Source organism: Antarcticimicrobium sediminis (assembly GCF_004348975.1).
GTDB lineage: Bacteria > Pseudomonadota > Alphaproteobacteria > Rhodobacterales > Rhodobacteraceae > Antarcticimicrobium > Antarcticimicrobium sediminis.
In genome coordinates this window covers 98,014-114,383 of record NZ_SMFP01000004.1, presented here as the reverse complement: position 1 = coordinate 114,383, position 16,370 = coordinate 98,014, and the positions used below count along the sequence as shown (strand labels likewise).

The 16,370-nt window shown below is 57.8% G+C and carries 15 protein-coding genes and 2 pseudogenes; 6 read left to right on the top strand and 11 right to left on the bottom strand.

The window, feature by feature from the left end:
* Positions 1–217: 217 nt before the first annotated feature.
* From E1B25_RS07935 to E1B25_RS07915, 5 genes are all read right to left on the bottom strand, one after another.
* Complete coding sequence (locus E1B25_RS07935; protein WP_132828231.1) at positions 218–1,111, bottom strand: abortive infection family protein; 894 nt, start codon at positions 1,109–1,111, stop codon at positions 218–220.
* A gap of 104 nt (positions 1,112–1,215) precedes the next feature.
* Positions 1,216–1,728, bottom strand: coding sequence for a helix-turn-helix domain-containing protein (locus E1B25_RS07930; RefSeq protein ID WP_206338516.1), 513 nt, complete (start codon positions 1,726–1,728; stop codon positions 1,216–1,218).
* Between the two features lie 402 nt (positions 1,729–2,130).
* On the bottom strand, positions 2,131–2,535 hold the full coding sequence (locus E1B25_RS07925) for a TIGR02391 family protein (protein WP_165937582.1): 405 nt from the start codon (positions 2,533–2,535) through the stop codon (positions 2,131–2,133).
* A gap of 18 nt (positions 2,536–2,553) precedes the next feature.
* Positions 2,554–2,895, bottom strand: coding sequence for a hypothetical protein (locus tag E1B25_RS07920; RefSeq protein ID WP_132828229.1), 342 nt, complete (start codon positions 2,893–2,895; stop codon positions 2,554–2,556).
* Positions 2,896–2,922: 27 nt separating this feature from the next.
* The gene (locus E1B25_RS07915) at positions 2,923–3,357 is read right to left on the bottom strand and encodes a hypothetical protein (protein WP_132828228.1); all 435 of its coding nucleotides are present in this window, start codon (positions 3,355–3,357) and stop codon (positions 2,923–2,925) included.
* Positions 3,358–4,557: 1,200 nt separating this feature from the next.
* On the opposite strand from E1B25_RS07915, the pseudogene E1B25_RS22520 reads away from it, so the two are divergent.
* A pseudogene (locus E1B25_RS22520) lies at positions 4,558–4,719 on the top strand (ISL3-like element ISMdi2 family transposase); the annotation flags it as partial.
* A 242-nt stretch (positions 4,720–4,961) separates the two neighbouring features.
* On the opposite strand, the gene E1B25_RS07905 reads toward E1B25_RS22520, so the two are convergent.
* Positions 4,962–5,510, bottom strand: coding sequence for a hypothetical protein (locus tag E1B25_RS07905; RefSeq protein ID WP_132828227.1), 549 nt, complete (start codon positions 5,508–5,510; stop codon positions 4,962–4,964).
* 23 nt (positions 5,511–5,533) lie between these two features.
* Entirely contained in the window at positions 5,534–6,862 is a 1,329-nt protein-coding gene (locus E1B25_RS07900) for a hypothetical protein (protein WP_132828226.1), read from the bottom strand.
* A gap of 875 nt (positions 6,863–7,737) precedes the next feature.
* Here E1B25_RS07900 and E1B25_RS07895 point away from each other — a divergent pair.
* The 3 genes from E1B25_RS07895 to E1B25_RS07885 all read left to right on the top strand — a co-directional run bounded on the left by E1B25_RS07895 (position 7,738) and on the right by E1B25_RS07885 (position 10,006).
* The gene (locus tag E1B25_RS07895; RefSeq protein WP_165937581.1) at positions 7,738–8,838 is read left to right on the top strand and encodes an AAA family ATPase; all 1,101 of its coding nucleotides are present in this window, start codon (positions 7,738–7,740) and stop codon (positions 8,836–8,838) included.
* Positions 8,839–8,997: 159 nt separating this feature from the next.
* Entirely contained in the window at positions 8,998–9,576 is a 579-nt protein-coding gene (locus E1B25_RS07890) for a helix-turn-helix domain-containing protein (RefSeq protein WP_132828224.1), read from the top strand.
* A gap of 82 nt (positions 9,577–9,658) precedes the next feature.
* The gene (locus E1B25_RS07885; protein WP_132828223.1) at positions 9,659–10,006 is read left to right on the top strand and encodes a cyclic-phosphate processing receiver domain-containing protein; all 348 of its coding nucleotides are present in this window, start codon (positions 9,659–9,661) and stop codon (positions 10,004–10,006) included.
* 590 nt (positions 10,007–10,596) lie between these two features.
* On the opposite strand, the gene E1B25_RS07880 is transcribed toward E1B25_RS07885, so the two are convergent.
* The 3 genes from E1B25_RS07880 to E1B25_RS07870 form a co-directional block, all read right to left on the bottom strand.
* A complete protein-coding gene (locus tag E1B25_RS07880) occupies positions 10,597–10,908 on the bottom strand; it encodes a site-specific integrase (RefSeq protein ID WP_132828222.1) in 312 nt (103 codons plus the stop codon).
* A gap of 122 nt (positions 10,909–11,030) precedes the next feature.
* Complete coding sequence (locus E1B25_RS22515; protein ID WP_245510647.1) at positions 11,031–11,177, bottom strand: hypothetical protein; 147 nt, start codon at positions 11,175–11,177, stop codon at positions 11,031–11,033.
* A 249-nt stretch (positions 11,178–11,426) separates the two neighbouring features.
* On the bottom strand, positions 11,427–13,184 hold the full coding sequence (locus E1B25_RS07870; protein ID WP_132828529.1) for a DUF262 domain-containing protein: 1,758 nt from the start codon (positions 13,182–13,184) through the stop codon (positions 11,427–11,429).
* Between the two features lie 104 nt (positions 13,185–13,288).
* Between E1B25_RS07870 and E1B25_RS07865 the strand changes: the two genes are divergently transcribed.
* Positions 13,289–13,621: a hypothetical protein gene (locus tag E1B25_RS07865; protein WP_132828221.1), complete on the top strand. Its 333-nt coding sequence runs from the start codon at positions 13,289–13,291 to the stop codon at positions 13,619–13,621.
* A gap of 166 nt (positions 13,622–13,787) precedes the next feature.
* Positions 13,788–14,792, top strand: a pseudogene (locus E1B25_RS07860) (ISL3 family transposase); the annotation flags it as partial.
* 301 nt (positions 14,793–15,093) lie between these two features.
* Here E1B25_RS07860 and E1B25_RS07855 read toward each other — a convergent pair.
* A complete protein-coding gene (locus tag E1B25_RS07855) occupies positions 15,094–16,368 on the bottom strand; it encodes a Zn-dependent hydrolase (RefSeq protein WP_245510661.1) in 1,275 nt (424 codons plus the stop codon).
* Positions 16,369–16,370 lie beyond the last annotated feature (2 nt).

Sequence of the window (16,370 nt, the reverse complement as noted above, 5' to 3'; positions counted from 1 at the left end):
ATTTTCAGAGCCGATTGCACCAGCCGACGAGGCCGTCATGGCCCCTCCTGAAGTCGTCCGGCTTTGTCGCCAACAGAAAACGACCCGTGGCCGAAAAACCTCCATCCGCATCACCACGGCCGCGCCGACCCGGGCGAAACTGTAGGTCATGAGCGCCAAGAGCGCCCGGTCGCGCAGCCCTACAACGGTGTCGGTGCGGCGGATTGGACGACGAGGCTCAATCCGCCGGCTCCGCGGCTGCGGGCAGGCCTCGCTGCATCTTCCGCTCCCAGGTCTCAATCAGGAAGAGCGCGACAGTGCTCGCGGCGTGGATGGCCAGGCGCGCGATCCGCGGATCGATCCGGCGGTGGCCCCGCTCCCGTCCATGGGCATCGCCACCATGGGTGCGCAGCGCCCCGATGCCTTCCGTGGCCGTGGTCAGGCCGCTGAGGACCTTGCGGATGTCGCCGGCGATCAGGTCCGGCAGGTCCGTGCGCCCGGGCGATAGGCCGAGTGGTTCCTGGACTGCGCGCACGAGCGCAGAGACGTCCTTCTTCGCCGGCAGATCCTGCCCGAGTTCGACGAGGATCGATCGGCAGACCGCTTCCAGCGTCGCGCAGGCGGCCGTTACGGCATCCTCGGGGTCGCCCTCCGCGTTTCGGGTGGCGCGGTCGAGATCCCGGCTCACCGTCCCGAAATCCAGCGTTGCGGTCTTCCCGGCGATGGCGCCGACAACGGCGGCCCCAGAGCCCTGCTTTCGCAAGACCGCCCTGCCCCCGAGCAGCGCCACCTCGAAGCCGTCCGGCGCGAGATGTAGGTTCAGGTGATCGAGCACGGCCTGCGTCTTCTCCGGTTCCCGTGCGTGGTTCCTGGGGTCGGCGACCGTCTCGATCGCTCCGCCGATCAACTCGTCCCCGTTCTCCTGCTTGGCGGCCCAGTTCAGACAAGTTCTCAGCGCAGGCAAACGCGAGCCTTCGCCTCGGGCCGGATCGATGCCGCAGGCCATGAGAAATCCACCGATGTCGGAGGCACTGCGATAAAGGCCGATCGGCGGCTCTGGGTTGTTCGTCCCGGATCCGCCCGAGATCACTTGTACGAGCGCTTCGATCGTGGAGGTCGAGAATGACGTCATTGAATTAGAGCCAGAGCTGGGCGGTGCTGACCGCAAGCCCGATGATCGCGAAGACGAGCATGATGCGGCGGTAGACAATTTGGTTATCCATGTTCACCTCCTGCTCACGATGCCGACTGGCGCTTGCGCAAACCTGGTCGTTCGGCAGCCCGCTTGGTTGCCTTGCTTTCCTTGTCGGCCTTTTCCATGTCAGCCACGATCGGCTTAAGCAGTTCGACGAGCGGTCGCAGGTCGTATTCGTTCGATGTGCGACCACCAGTCTTGTGATACCGCTCGTTCCGATGCAGGAGTTGTGCCTGTTCAAGGCCAACGATAGCTCGCTGCACGGTCTTCGTGCTGACCCCGAGCCGCTCCACTATAGTCTTCTTCGATGGCCAAGGCATATCTTCGGGTCGCCACCAGTGATCCATGAGATGCAGGAGTACTGCTAATTCGGTCGGGCCGATGCCAAGGCGCGCCTGGCCGCGGAGCAGAGCGGAGGGGATCACGGTGTATCCGAGGCCCATCGTCGTCTTACCCCACTTGCGCGAAAGGGTCCGCTCATCGTTGGCGTTCGCCTTTTTCCGATCCCGGATCAAGACCACCTTTTGAGTTTCTCCCGGCATTTCTGCCTCCATGAATGTTGCGACTGGGATCGAGATGAGGCCGAAACCCTTTTAATGTATGTGGGTTGCCCACTTATTCCTATGGACACATGAGGCCATACCCATGGTCTATGAAGACCATGGGGTTACTGGACTTAGGTGTCCACTAAAGAAGAATATATTCAGGATCAGGACGCAGTGGCGAAGAACGCGATAAGAGAGACCTTTACCCTCTGGTCTCATATGTCCATAGCCCCACGTGTTTTCCAACCCGGTTTCGCCCGTAGCTGACGGGCGCGAGCTCCAAACCTGTCAGGATTCAGAAGCGCGATCTATTGATTGAGCTCGGTTCCGGAGCGGCGATACCGCTACGGCAGTGTCAAACCTGTGGTCAAAGGCCTCGATGGCCTGCAGGCCAATCGTTCGATGTCCGGATCACGCTTCATCTGTCTGTCTTTCCTGCAGCGCTGGCCGCCGCGCGTCTACGATGCGCAGCAGGTGGCGGGCGAGAGTGACGATCTCGGTTGCCTCGCCGGCGTCCTCCAGGGCCACGTTTCTGTGCGAGTACGGGTTCTTGTAGGAGCCCATGGCGCCTATGAAGAGATGCATGAGCCTGTCCTGCTCAGCGGCATTGGCCTCTGGGTCCCGGAGCGGGCCGCCCTGGCCGAAGGCGGCCTGCATGAGCTTCGTGCCGACCTGTTTCTGCGCGAGCCCTCCAGCCTCGCGCACAGCCACCTCTACGGTGCACATCGCGGTAAACACCGCTTCCGCGAAGTCCCCGCGCACGAAGGCCAGCCAGACCTTCTCGGCGATCGCCGGATGTAGCAGATCCTTGTTCAAGCGCCGGGCCATCTCGAACTATCGAAGGTCCTGCTCGCTCTCGAATCGCCGGGCACGGCGGCTGAGCACCTTCCAAGACCCGCCATGGGAGCCCGGCTGCGGCACGAGAAGCGCCTGGGCTTCCATCCAGGCGAACGCCTCCGAGACGGCGAGCTCCAGATCCGGCCAGCGGTCCCTTGGACATCCTGAGATCCCGCGACTCGGGTCTTCGTAGAGAACTTCCCCGACCATGTTGTGAAGGCTGAACGTCTCGGACACACCTCTGGCCCGCATGAGCATCAGCAGCGTGGTCGCCAGCTCCTCAGGTTCGAGGGTGAGAACGACGTCGGGATCGGGGATGGTGTTGAAAAGTTCGTGCATGTCTCTGTTACTACCCGATAACCAGTCCTATGAGATATGATAAAACCCCGGGCGTTTGCCCGGCACCCCCGCCCCGCCTCTGACCACCTGCGCGTCGCGCAGCGCCGCGACGATGTCTTCGAGCCGGATTCTGGAAGTGCACACCCACACATCGAGATCCGAAGAGGCCGGACCAGCGGTTTCGATCGGGATCGTCCGTACGCGCTCCAGCAGACGCTCAAGCGACGCCAGAGCTTTCGAAAGCAGCCGTCCGACATCGTCAGGGGTCGCGTCCGCATCGAGTTGAAGCGCGTGCAGAACTTCCAAGTCATCTATGGCATCTTCATGACCGGAAATGTCGAGCAGGTCTTCGAGATTGCCGATCTCGGCGTCGAACCAAGTGCCGAAGCGACCCAGGGCAGTGTTGTGACGAGAAGCGCCTGAAGCGGGCGTGACAAAATCGGTGAAAACGATTGAGTTCATGTTGAACCTCCTTAGGATTGTGTTCGGGGCATTCACCCGAGGGCCGCGTCGGATAGGACGGCACAAATTCAGTCACGGCCGTCAGAAAAATCGGTTTCAGGACCTGGCCAGAGAGACATTTTCCTCCATTGTTCCGTGTTCGGTTTGGATATTGGCCGGTCGCGCAAACGGCGAAGAAGAAAATCATGGACCTGCTGTTCAGCACACCGCGCCAGATGTACTTGACCTGCCATGTGCCATCCCGCGTCTTCGGTCATGATCCCAGAGTTCCCAGGCCCAAAGTCAGATTGGAAATAGTGCCGTGCTGTCAGGCGAGGAAATCGCCACACTGGAAAAATCCGCGCGCTCGAGGTCGAGCTTCGAAAGCAACCAAACAAGCAATCCCCATACGCGACGGTCGCGAAGCCGACCGTCTTTTCAGGGGGTTCTTGATTCTCTTGATTCGGGGGCTGATTTCCCTTTTTGTTACCGTGCATTACAGGGAGCAGGTCGCATGAACAGGACCCCAAAGTCGCACGAACAGGACCCCATGGTCGCATGAACAGGACCCCAGATCGCGTGAACAGGACCCCCTATTCAAATGTGATGGAAATGCCTGAACTTTCTTCGAAAAACGTCGATTAAAGGCAGTGGCGCCAGAGCAGCTCTTCGGTACTGGATTGATAAAGAAAAAACTTCGAGAAATCGTTTTTCGGCATCAGAAGTCGTACCAACGTCCTCCATACGACGGACATTCAAACACGTGACTTCGCATCAGTACGCCACTCGGCGAAAAGACCAGAGAAAAGAGGCCGCAACGGTCTTCCGAAAAACCGGCGCCGAGACAATCGAACATCATCACCACAAAGCAGCGCGCTGCGGGGACGTGATCACCCCCCAACGGCGATGACGGGCTTCCTCCGTGGACGCGATTGGCAGAGGTGAAGTTGCGGAGTGACTGACCATCGGAGGAGACCGACCATGGCGGTTTCCGACAGCTCTGGCCACCGACGGGGCAAACAACACAATGAAAGCAGTGGCTTTCATTGACCCACCCTAAGACTGGATCCGGTTACCCCTGAACCGGAAAATCACCAGCGCGAATTCCGACGAGACAACGTCCCGTCGGAATCTACGGCGATGCTTTGTTGATGGCATCCATGCCATCAACAAAGCCGGGGAAGATCAACAGCGTCGGCGATGTCCACATAGCATATTGGCAATCTCCGGCGGGATCAGGCTGCCGTCATCGCAGCACTACGTGAACCGTGGTCAAACGGGTAAACCAAGGGCCAAATCAATCGTCTCAAGCCCCTGAAACGTCAGATGTATGGCCGAGCGAACATCGACCTGCTCAGAGCCCGACTCGTTGCAGCGTCCTGATAGGAAGGCCCCCCTCAAGCTGCACCTAAATTGATTCAGAGCAAACATTGCAAGCCGAAAAGGGGTCAGCATTCAATGCCGATTAACATCCAGATCGTCAGGATCCGAGCCTGAAACTCTTGTTCAGGAGTGATAAATTACGCTCCATGATCATCACCTCGGTCCGCGCTTCATCGCGGAGCGAAACAAATCGCGCGCCCTTCGTCCAACGAAGGGCGCACGCAACTCCGACTGCTCAATGGTCAGGACCCGCCCGCCGAGTCTTGCAGCTTCGAGGCTACCGTTTCCTGATCCGCGATGTCGAAAGCTTCATCCATCATGCGCTGTATGACCGCCATATCTTCGAGCTCAATGTCCGGAAGATCATCGAAAATCTTATGTTGCTCCAGTCTGTATGGGTTTTTAAGTTCAATCAACTCAATCGACCTTCCAGCTTGATCGAAGACATATACATGAAGCGCAACCTGACCCACCAATTCGGCGAGTAGTTCGTAAATTTCTCCCCTTTTTGATATGACAGCCAAATTTAATTCCAGGATAATGTCTGACCCAGAGTAAATTCCGAGATTGAACAGCCCGCGTTGCGTTTCGGGTGAATACAGGTTCACCTGTCCTACTTGGTACTTCCCTCTTCCCCACGACGAGGCAAGATCGGCTTCAGATTCTTTGATAACCAGCGCCACCTCTTTCGTGCCGCCTTCCGGACCGACACGCATAAGACGCGCTCCAACCTGAAATCCAATGGGATCTACCTGAATCGCCATTTTACTACCGAATTTATTATCATGCATTCTCTCTCTCCTGAACACCTATGTTAGTCTTTGGGGGTGATTTCAAAATCAACGACTGGAATTTCAAACCTATCGCCTAATATTTCCTGATAGCCAAAGAGCTCCGTCGCGACCGATTGAATCTGTAATGCCCGATTGTGAACGAATCTTTGCAAGCTGCGGCTCATCTTTGCACCTTCAGGCAGGAGGGCGCCTGCATAATCACCAACGGTTTTCTCAATGGTTTCGCGTTTTGGATTGCTCATTAACAACCTTAATAGATCTGCTACACCAATTGCCGCGACGTACCTCTTGTGAACATCCGGTTTTTCCCCACTGCCATTCAAGGAAAATTTGGGCTGCAAGACGACATAATCGAACTCTTGAAATGACAGAATTGAGCCCATGCCATGTCGAATCTCTCTATTGGCAAAGTCTCTGGGCGCAAATGCAAACTTCCTGCCCTGGTCATAGGCAGCCAGATTGTAACCCACCACGTAAGTCTCTGCTATCAACTCGGGCGTCACCTTAGCTTTCATATCTGAGAATAGAGGCAAGTAATCATCTGCCAAAAGTTCTTTTGATTTTTTCCCCCAATAATCATCAACTTGCATGTGAACTTGATGGTATCCTTCGGGGTAGTCAGGCTGTTTGATTTGCTTGTTCAGGTCGGAGACTTTTTCTTTCAGATTTCGTGACATTCGAAACACTTTAGGGCACACTGCTTTCTCAAAGCTTTCTCGCACCTCTATGAAAGCATTTTTTCGCAGCAATGAGGCGAGCCGACTTTCTTGCTCCATTATCGCGGCGTTCGAAAGTTCGGAAAGAGTTATCAACATTTCCTCGGGCAATTTGTCATCGCGGGCCGCCTGTGCCAAGGCATTCAAGGTCGCACGATAGGTGCCCTTACCTCTCTCCAAGACCGCCTGAAGTACATGATCCCGTCGCATCACGAAGTCCTGAAGGCGCGCTAAAGCGCGTTTTCGCGTCGATAGAGCCAGCCTTGCCTTCTCAAACTCGCCATCAAGAAACGTCATCATCTCAAGTTCGAATTGCTGTCGTTGCAGGTCTGACGCGATACTCGCGAGGTATACAGCGACAACGGCTCCCGCCAGAGAAATTGCCGCGCCAACGACAAGTCCAATGAAGGCCGCAACTTGCTCGGAGTTTTCCTTAAATTCGAGCGGCGACACGAATCCAAGAGTTAACGTCTGAACACTTTTTGTTGGATTTCCCATCAACCATACAGAAGCCCAAAAAACCGCCAGCGCGACCAAAATTGACAACAGCAGGAAGCTTGTAAACCCCATAAACGTCAATGACTTTACACCCCTTAGCTTAAAGAGGGATTCTTCGGTGAACTCGTTTCTCATAGTGGCTTTCCGTGGATTTTAACCACTCCATATCTTTCTGTTGAATCGGGAGAAAGTAGTGGAGCACAAATCCCTATCTGGTGTTGCATCTGCACAACTATAGAAGAAATTGTTTCTACATCAATCTTCCTTGGGGAGAAAGCTCGCGTCGACTCAGATGGGTTCAATGCGCAGATGGCTCAACCAAGGCGACGTCACGTAAAGTGGTCTCAGACCTGAGTTCTCCCTTCATCCATATTTCCTTAGCTCGGCTGACTCACCAAAATCGTGCGGGAATGTCGCCTACGACTGAAGGTGATTTGGAATCACTCTTCTAAAATGACCTCCCGCAGAATCAGATGCACGCGTGGGGGGAACACTAAATCCGGTTTCGCCAGGTCTCAACCATTCGCTTCGTATCGAAAGTAGGACCGATCTACTGATGGGCAGTTCTGGTGTGGCGCTGCTGCGAGAACGCCTTAATCACAGGGCTATCGTGGACTGGCCTCCCCCCGGATGACGAACCCGCGACGTCTGGAGGATGTGGCGCATGACCTCGCGTCGCTGAGACGGCTTTGCGAAATGAGGCATTGTGCACTGACCAATTTGTCGTTCGGTATATGCGCAAAGAAGGCTTCGGACTGGACCCGATCGAACCTCCACTATGTGAATCCCGCCCCTTCGGCAACATCATGAGGACTCCGCCTCTTGACGCCTTTCATGCTCTGTGCTTCATCTGCGTCATGGCATTCAGACGCTCAATATCCTCGATACTTGCATAACCCTGTTTTCAACGGGGCCGCTTGGGCGTCTGATTTTGTTTTTCCATAAATAAGCAAACGTTGTTCTGTCCGCCGCGCGGTCCCATCCGAGTTTTGTCGAGGATGGCCTTTACCATGTCAAAAGTACCCTTCATGCCAAACATCCGGACGTTCCCATTGTCCGGTTCCGAAATCGAAAGCCGTTTCACTGAATTTCTGACCGGCCTTCGGAAGCGTCGCGCCGACACCAAACCTGCCGAACCGACGGCAGCTGATGCGGATGACGACGAGCTGTTCTACATGCGCGACGCTTTTGATCTGTCCGCGAGAGATCACTCGAAGATCCGGCGGCGGAGCAAGCGCCTGGTCGCAAACCAAGAAGCCCGCTCCGGCCTTGCCCATTTGAAGGCGGAGGATCGAAAGCGTTTGAAAACCGTCGCTGAGGGCGTTTTGCTCAACGGGCCGTCAACCGTCCATGCCGTCGATGAAATGGCGTCTCGTCTGATGCACGAGATGCCTTGGATGCAGCCCGTGATCAAACCGATCTGGCAGGACGCGCGACAGCATATCGCCCGTGGGGGGCTGGGGCTCTGGCACCGGCCAGTGATTGTTGCCGGGCCGCCGGGTATCGGGAAGTCACACTTCGCGCGTCGGATTGCGACACTGTCACGATTGCCAAAGCTGACAATCGACGTCGGAGGCGGAAGCGCGGGGTTCGCCGTCGCGGGTGTGCAACGCGGATGGGGGTCCGCTGCGCCTGGCCGTCCGGTTGAAACGATGCTGTCAGAAGGTATCGGCAATCCCGTGGTCGTTGTCGACGAGATCTGCAAGGCCGGGAATTGTTACTCCGGAACGGGCGCTTCGACCTCGATCGTCACCTCGTTGCTCGGCCTGCTGGAGCCAGTCAGTGCCCAGTTCTGGGAATGCCCGTATTTCAATGTCAGTTTCGACATGAGCCACATCTGTTGGATCATGACCGCGAATGTCATCTCATCGATCCCGGCCCCGCTGCGGTCTCGTTGTCGCGTGATCGAATTGAACGGGTTGGCGGATGAGGATCTCCTGAAATTCGTCGAACACCAGGCTGCTCAACGGAACCTGGGCCAGGAGGATGTCGATGTCGTCGCCCGGCTCATCTCGGCCTACCCGCCAGGACACCCGGCGCTGAACCTGCGCGTTGTCGCACGCCATCTCGACGATCTCGAGGCCGTGGCCTGCGCCCCGGTTCGGCACTGAGCCCAAGGTGCCTCTCCAACTCCTGAAAGGAGCAACGAATGATATCGATACACATGACCCGACAGATCGACATGGGCCCCATTGCCGCTGGCAACACCGGCCCGGGAAAACACCAGGCGCGTCGGAACAACACCGCGCCACCAAGACACATGAAAAGACATGAAACCGATGAAAACCATGACGACTCTTCCGTTCTTTCCCTGCTTCGCGCTGCTGAGCGCACTCTCCCTCTCGGCCTGCGGACCTGAGGGCAACTTCGAGGACGCGATCAACGCGGACCTCGCAAGCAAGAAAAAATGCTGGAACATCGCCTCTTCCCGGCAGGTCACATTTCCAATCGCGGTCAACCGCAACTTCCTTGAGTTCGAGGACCTTGATCCGATCCTCGCCGGGTTGGAGGCCCAGGGCCTTGTCGAGATCGAGCAAGTCAAAAACGGTTACATCCCGGCGGACAAGATCGATCTGACCCCGGCCGGCGAGCGCGAAAACATTTGGACCGATGGCGAGGGGGTCTGTGTCGGTACGCCTGAGGTCGTCGAGATCACGCGATATACCTACGGTGACGACGGGCAGAACGAAAACACGGCAAAAGTCGAATTCACCTACCAATACACTGACCTGCCGTCCTGGCTCGACCGGGATGCATTCGCCGCCATTCCCGGCATGGTCGAACCCGACGGGGGAGTGGCCGAAGCACGCAAGTCCTCTGATGGCTGGCATGCCAGAGCTTGGTTCTGATTGGCTGTAGAGCTATTGGTTGGTTCGCCGTTTCGGGCGGACCAACGTCATCTCATGCGCATCAGATCTTGGAGTTCACTGAATGACTTATGCACTCTTCATTGACGACGAGCGCTTCCCTCCCGAAGATGGGCTGTCGTGGAAGATCGCGCGAAACGCGCGCCAGGTCGAGGCCATCCTGACCCAATTCGGCCCGCCCGGTTTCATCAGCTTTGACCATGATCTCGGCGATGATGAGCCAACCGGACATGACATCGCGCACAAACTCGTCGATGGAGATATCGGGGCGCTGCCGGGGACTGGCTATGAGGCTGGTCTGCCGCTTCATTTCCGCTTCACCGTTCACAGCCAAAACCCCGTCGGGGCCAGGAATATCGAAGCTCTTCTCACGCGGTATCTCGAGTTTCGGAAGCGGCAAACTTCAGTTTGACCGCGAAGATACCTGAAAAACAGAATGTTCTGAAGAAAGTTTTCCCAGTGCCATCAACGAGCAAGCTCAAGAGACATTTCGAGTAGCGGGAACCCAAGCTCAACGGCATGGCGGAAGCCTTCGCCGACGCCATCCTCGACAGGCTCGTCCACGACACACCCAGATTGCCCCTGGGTGGCCCCTCAATGCCAAAAGTCGATATGATACGCGCCAGAACCACCGCCGCGCGATGCCGCACCAGCATCACGGCGCGCGCTCGGCGCCGCCGCCTTATCCACGGCAATTTCCATCAGCTGACGGTGGCGCGATACGTTTCTGGGGCCGCCCCAGAAATACCCCGGATTTCCGGGGTTTTTTGCCGCATGTCGGCCCCGAAACCCCTTGTTTTATTGACTCCACCCTATGCCCCTCTGTCTTCGGGAGGCAGGGGCCGGAGGTTCGAATCCTCTCACTCCGACCATATAAACAAGGCGCCTTCGGGCGCCTTTGTTGTTTTTGACTTACCTACCGCAACAATATTCGCAACGTTTCGCTTGGTAACAATGCCCATTTCGATCAAGCCTGTTCGAGAAGGGCCGCACCGAGACGCATCATATTTTCCAGTCCATGATGTTTGCTGCGTTCTTCAGTGCATCCGGACTGTAGGACCGGTAAACATTTTCCAAGATCTCGCGTGAGGTCGCGAAGTAGGCGGTTGCGTCTTCCAGCGTCATCCCGTGCTTGAACGCCCAAGTGACAGCAGTGTGCTTGAGGGTATGAGGTGTGACATTCTTCAGGCCTGCACGCACAACAGCGGCACGGAATGCCTTGTCGATCCGGTCAATCGGGGCGCCCTTGAAAGAAACCACATAGCTCCCCTCCTTATTCCAGTTCTTCATTTCGCCGTGGAGGGTCGCAGGCATCCTCACCACGCCCTTGCGTTTCTTGGTTTCGACCTCGCCTTGCCGAGGAAGTGAATCATGCCGGTGTCGAGATCTACCCATCCGCTATCCAGCGATAGGCATCCCGCTTCGGTTGGCGGACTTCAACCCAGGAGATGATCCAGAATGCAGCCCAGATCCGCGATCGACACGATCCGGAAGCAAATCAAATCCGCATGCTCCAACTCGCGCATGGACGTCAGTGCTGAGTGGCGCCCGTAGATGGGTTTGCCGTTCGATCCTTTCGACATGAACAACGCCGAGGCCGGGGAGGACTAGAAGTGCAACCCCGGCCCAGCGGTCAGTCCGGACACCCGCTTATGATAACCCATAGGTTCGCCGGGGTCTTCGGCCCCTTCTTGAACATCAACTCGATAGCATCACCATCCGCACGCCTAAGCAGATAACGCGCAGCGAGCTTTCCTTGCTGCCCAGACGGGTGCTCAAGCGCGAGCTCGTCCAACCACCAAGGCAGCACCGCTTCAATTCGCCCCGATCCATCAGGCCGGTACCCGCTCGGTCAGTTCCAGCAATTTCTGCCTGATCAGCCGCTCCCGGCTCCGTACGAACTCAGGCAGCATGGTCGCCGTCCAGAGGTCGGGTGTGTGCTCGATCAAATGGCGGTCACGATAGGCATCACTCCGGCTGGTGATCCAAGCGTCGAAAGGCATGTCACCTTTCTCAATATTCTCATGCGCAGGCAGAAACTGAAGATTACCCAGCCGGTTCACTGCGCTTGCGATCTCTCGAACCCGATGTTCGGGCAAATTCATCCCCATCAGGACGCGGCGTGTTGCCCTCGCCTGAGGGATGATGTGATCGACATGGTAGATTATGCCGTTCCAGTCGAGATCATCGTAGAGGAGAGATAGGGCCAAGAAGGTCTTGGGTTTACCGTATCCGAGCTCAAGCAACTCCTCGATAGCGCGCTCATCCAGCCTGGTCATGCGGCCACCGATGGCGAGGGCGTGATAAAGTTGCACTTCGGGAAAATTTCGGCTGGTTTGACTCGTATCCTTCAGAGTCGCACGCGCGGCCGCGATTGTACGGTCCGACGTGCCGGCGAATACGCCCATTAGAAGGCTGTTGATCAACCATCTCTGGATTGCTCTGGCATTATGTCGGTCGAATTCCGAAGATCCGCGCAACGTCACGCCCGGCGCGTGGAACAAATACCACGCAATTGGCAGCACCGCATTTAACGAGGTGAGGTTTTCCGCAGTGATCCCCAACCCGTTCAGGAACCGGAACGTGCGCTCGATCGCATCCTTGATTGCTGGCCAGTTTCGCTCGATGTCAGCGATCGCCTGCATCGTGAAGTTCGAGACATTATATTTCACGTCGAAGCCGCACAGCACCAAGCAAGCCTTCAGGACGAAATCCTTGGTGATCTTGTTCGGGCTGTTCAGACCCTTGTTGATGTGATCGACGAAATCAAACACTAAGTCGCGAGCGGAACCGTTTTCCCATTTCGACGTGATCATCGACATCAAAAGATCCGATTTCGATAGCTTCGTGCCACCGTCATTGGCGCGCACGAAGATGTCGAGCACTCGATCCACGGAAGGGCTGGTTTCGGTGTAGTAGTTGATCACCTCGTCGACCCATAGCACCTGATGCAAGCGACGCAGGGTCGTCTTGATGAGATCACGTTCATAGGCCGTGACGCCATGATGCAGGCTATCGAGTGTGTCGTCGATGAGCGTCTGCAATTGTGCGTCGGTTCTGTAATTCAGAATGTCGCCGAGCCGAAACCAGTGATGACGATAATCGTTGCGCGGCGGATGAGTATGAAACCGCAAACCATAGCTCACCCCGAGATCGGAACCATCCTCCTCCTCGGCCGGATCCTTCAGCAGATCCAGATACAAGGTCTTTTCTGACCAGGCATCTGCGCTTGAATGACGCTTGTATTTCATCTTTTCGGAGAATGTGCCGCGCAAGGCGATCAGAAGCGACGTGATACGTTGCTGCCCATCCAGAACGAGCGTCACATCTCGGCCATCCGCAGAAGCCGCAGGGTTTTGCATGCCCGGCTTCCAGTTCTCGATGAAGTTGTAGATCTTCAACTCACGCTTCAGGTATTCATCGACTGACCAGAACATCAAGGAACTGATCGGATACCCCTTCATGAGCGAATCGATCAGGGTGATCACCTGGTCTGCACTCCAGACGTAAGGACGCTGGATGGCCGGCAGGAAATACTTGGTATTCACATCCGCAAGAAGGTCTCCGATCGTGATAGTCGCGTAGCTCATTGGCACCTGATTTTTTGTTCGCAGCGCTTCGTCGATCAGTCGTGCCGAAGACGATGCGCGGCATGTTTCGATTTGATTGTATTGAAGCAAGAACCTGACCAGACTTGGATCAAGCTTGGTGGTGGCTGTCGATTAGGTATCATCGTCTGCTCGTAAGCTTCTGCGTAGCGAACTCCATCGTGCATAACAACCTGAACAACGACGAATGGCGACATGTCAACCCAAGCGCGAATAGCATCTGCGTGACCTGGCTGAACGAATATCTCGTGGCCGCCTTCGCGCTGATGCTGAGCGAGCAGCGTGAACAAGCAGAACCGCCACAGAGAAAACTCTCCAAACGCACCGCATCGCCTCGGTTCTGTTCGGTTCGGTTCGGTGCGGTTCATTTCGCTCCTGGAAACCGGGCGCTTTCAACCTTCGCTCTGCGCCCCGGTTGAGGCTTTCAAATGCAGGGCTTGGCCGGGATAGAGCACCATAATGGGAATCGAAGCGGCGGGTTTGGATAAGGTGTGAACAAGCATGCAATTTTGGCTCTGACGCAGATTTGGTGCAGTTCTGGCATGGCTAACGCTATATTTCGGCCATCTTTCGCGGAGGTTGCCGATGGCGTTGCGCTTTTCACGGCGGGATTTTCTACCCGCAGGTCTCAAGGCCGATCAGATCGAGCTTGTCGAAAACACGATCCGGATCCATTCACATTCCGCCAAAACTGCGGCGTCCTGTCCGCACTGCGGCACGATTTCGCGGCATGTCCACAGCAGGTATCGGCGTCGTCCGGCTGATCTGCCGGCTCATGGCCGGGCTGTGGAATTGGTCTTGCTGGTTCGTCGCTTTCGGTGCCGCGCCATGAATTGCTCTGCGAAGATATTTGCGGAGCGGTTCCCACCTGCGGTGACCCGGCCGTATGCGCGGCGCACCTCCCGTCTGCAAGGGCTGGTCCGGCACCTTGGCTTGGCACTGGGCGGGCGTCCAGCACAGGCACTTGCTGCACGGCTCCAGCTGCCGGCCAGCAAGGATACCTTTCTGCGCAGCATTCGAAGCACGGCGGAGGCTGCCAGCAGCGAACTCCGCGTCATCGGCATCGATGACTGGGCATGGCGCAAAGGTCAGCGGTACGGCACGTTGATCTGCGATCTGGAGCGGCGCCGGGTCATCGATATTCTTCCGGACCGGGAGCCTGCTACGGTGGAGGCGTGGCTGCGGGTCCACCCAGGGATCGAGGTCGTCGCCCGCGACCGCAACGGGGGCTATGGCAGTGCAGTCTCAAGGGCTTTGCCGAAGGCGGTTCAGGTAGCCGACCGCTGGCACCTGTTGGAGAATGTGAGCGCGGCCTTCCTGTCCGCAGTACAGCGGAACATGCCTGCCATCCGAAAGGCGACCGGGGCGAATACCCTCGATCCGAAGCTGCTGACGGCGGCGGAAAGGCTGCAATACGAGGGCTTCCTGCGTCGCCAGCAGACCAATCGAATGGTTCGCCAGATGGCCGATGATGGCACTCCCATCAAACGCATCGTTCGCCTGACCGGGCTGAGCCGCGGTTTGGTTCGCCAAATCGTTCGCGGGGAGCGTGAGGACGTTTTCCGAATCCGCGAGAGCAGTCTCACCCCCTAGCTACTGCGGTTGGAAGGGGAATGGGCCGGCGGCTGGAAGAGCTGCGCGCCACCTGATGCGCTGAACGGCAGGAAAGCGATTCGTTGCAGGCCCGCCAGTTCCTGATCTTGTAGGTCGGCGATGTCGGTCTGCTCATGCCTCCCAGCTATCACGCTGGATTCAAGGGATGAATCCTCAATCCAATTTGTGCAACAGAGTCCCAATTGAGGCAAAACGAAATTTCCGCCAGCGCGCGCAGGTATCGACAAGGTCGAGCGAGGCGTATCTGGGAGGGCGGGCGCTGCCTGCCCCGGGCCTGTTAACCCTGCCCGTCCGGCCGGCTGACGATCCCGGCCCTTTCCAGCATGGCGTGCAGCAGCACGTCCGCGCCTGCGGCCAGATCCTCGGGTGCCGCATATTCCTGAACGTTGTGGCTGATCCCGTCACGGCACGGCACGAAGACCATCGCCGTCGGCGTCAGGGCCGCGATATTGGCCGCGTCGTGCAGGGCACCACTGGGCAACCTGAGATAATCCAGATCCAGCGCCCGGGCCGCGGTCTCGACCAGGGCGACGCAGTCGCGATCAAAAAGCTGCGGCGGGATGGCGAACCGCTCGGACACCTCGGCCTCGCAGTCAAATTCGGCGGCGGCGGTGCAACAGGCTTCGGCGCAATCCCGCGCCAGCCGGTCCAGCGCGCCCTGATCGGGATGGCGGATGTCGATCACCAGATCGGCATGGCCAACGATGGTGCTGGGGCCGTCCGTCGCGGTGGCCAGACGCCCGACGCTGACCCGCGCATCGGGCCCCGCGGCAAGCCCGGTCCGGCGCAGCGCGACCAAGATCGCCCCCGCCGCCAGCAATGCGTCCTTGCGCAGATCCAGCGGTGTTGTGCCGGCATGGGAATCGCGCCCGGTGATTGCCACATCCAGCCAACGCAGACCCTGCACCGATGTGACCACCCCGACCTGCGCGCCAGCCCTTTCGAGAACCGGCCCCTGTTCGATATGCAGCTCGAAAAAGGAATCGAGCGTCAGATCCACCGGCAGCATGTCGCCGCGCCACCCGATGCGCGCAACCTCGTCGGCAAAGCGCGCCCCATCAGCCGACACGATATTGTCCAGCGTCTCGTCGGCGATCCGCCCCGCAAACCAGGCCGAGCCCAACAGGCCGGGGGCAAAGCGGACCCCCTCCTCATTGGTCCAGTTTATCACGGCCAGCGGCGCCTCGGTCTCGATCCCGGCATCGTTCAACGCCTCGATCGCCTCCAGCGCGGCCAGCACGCCGGAAATACCATCGAACCGACCACCATGGGGCTGGGTGTCCAGATGGCTGCCAGCGGCGACCACCGCACGGCTTGGGTCGCGCCCTGCCCGCAGGGCGAACATGTTGCCCGCTCGATCCGAGCGCAGGGTCAGCCCGGCCTCCCGGCACCACCCGGCGAACATGTCCCGCACGGTGCCATCTTCGTCCGACAGGGCCAGCCGACAGTTGCCGACCTCCTCGACCACACCGACCCGGGCCAGTTCCATATGACGTGACCAGAGACGATCGGCGTTCACATGCGGTGCGTTGCTCCGGCGCGGGTGTGCCACGC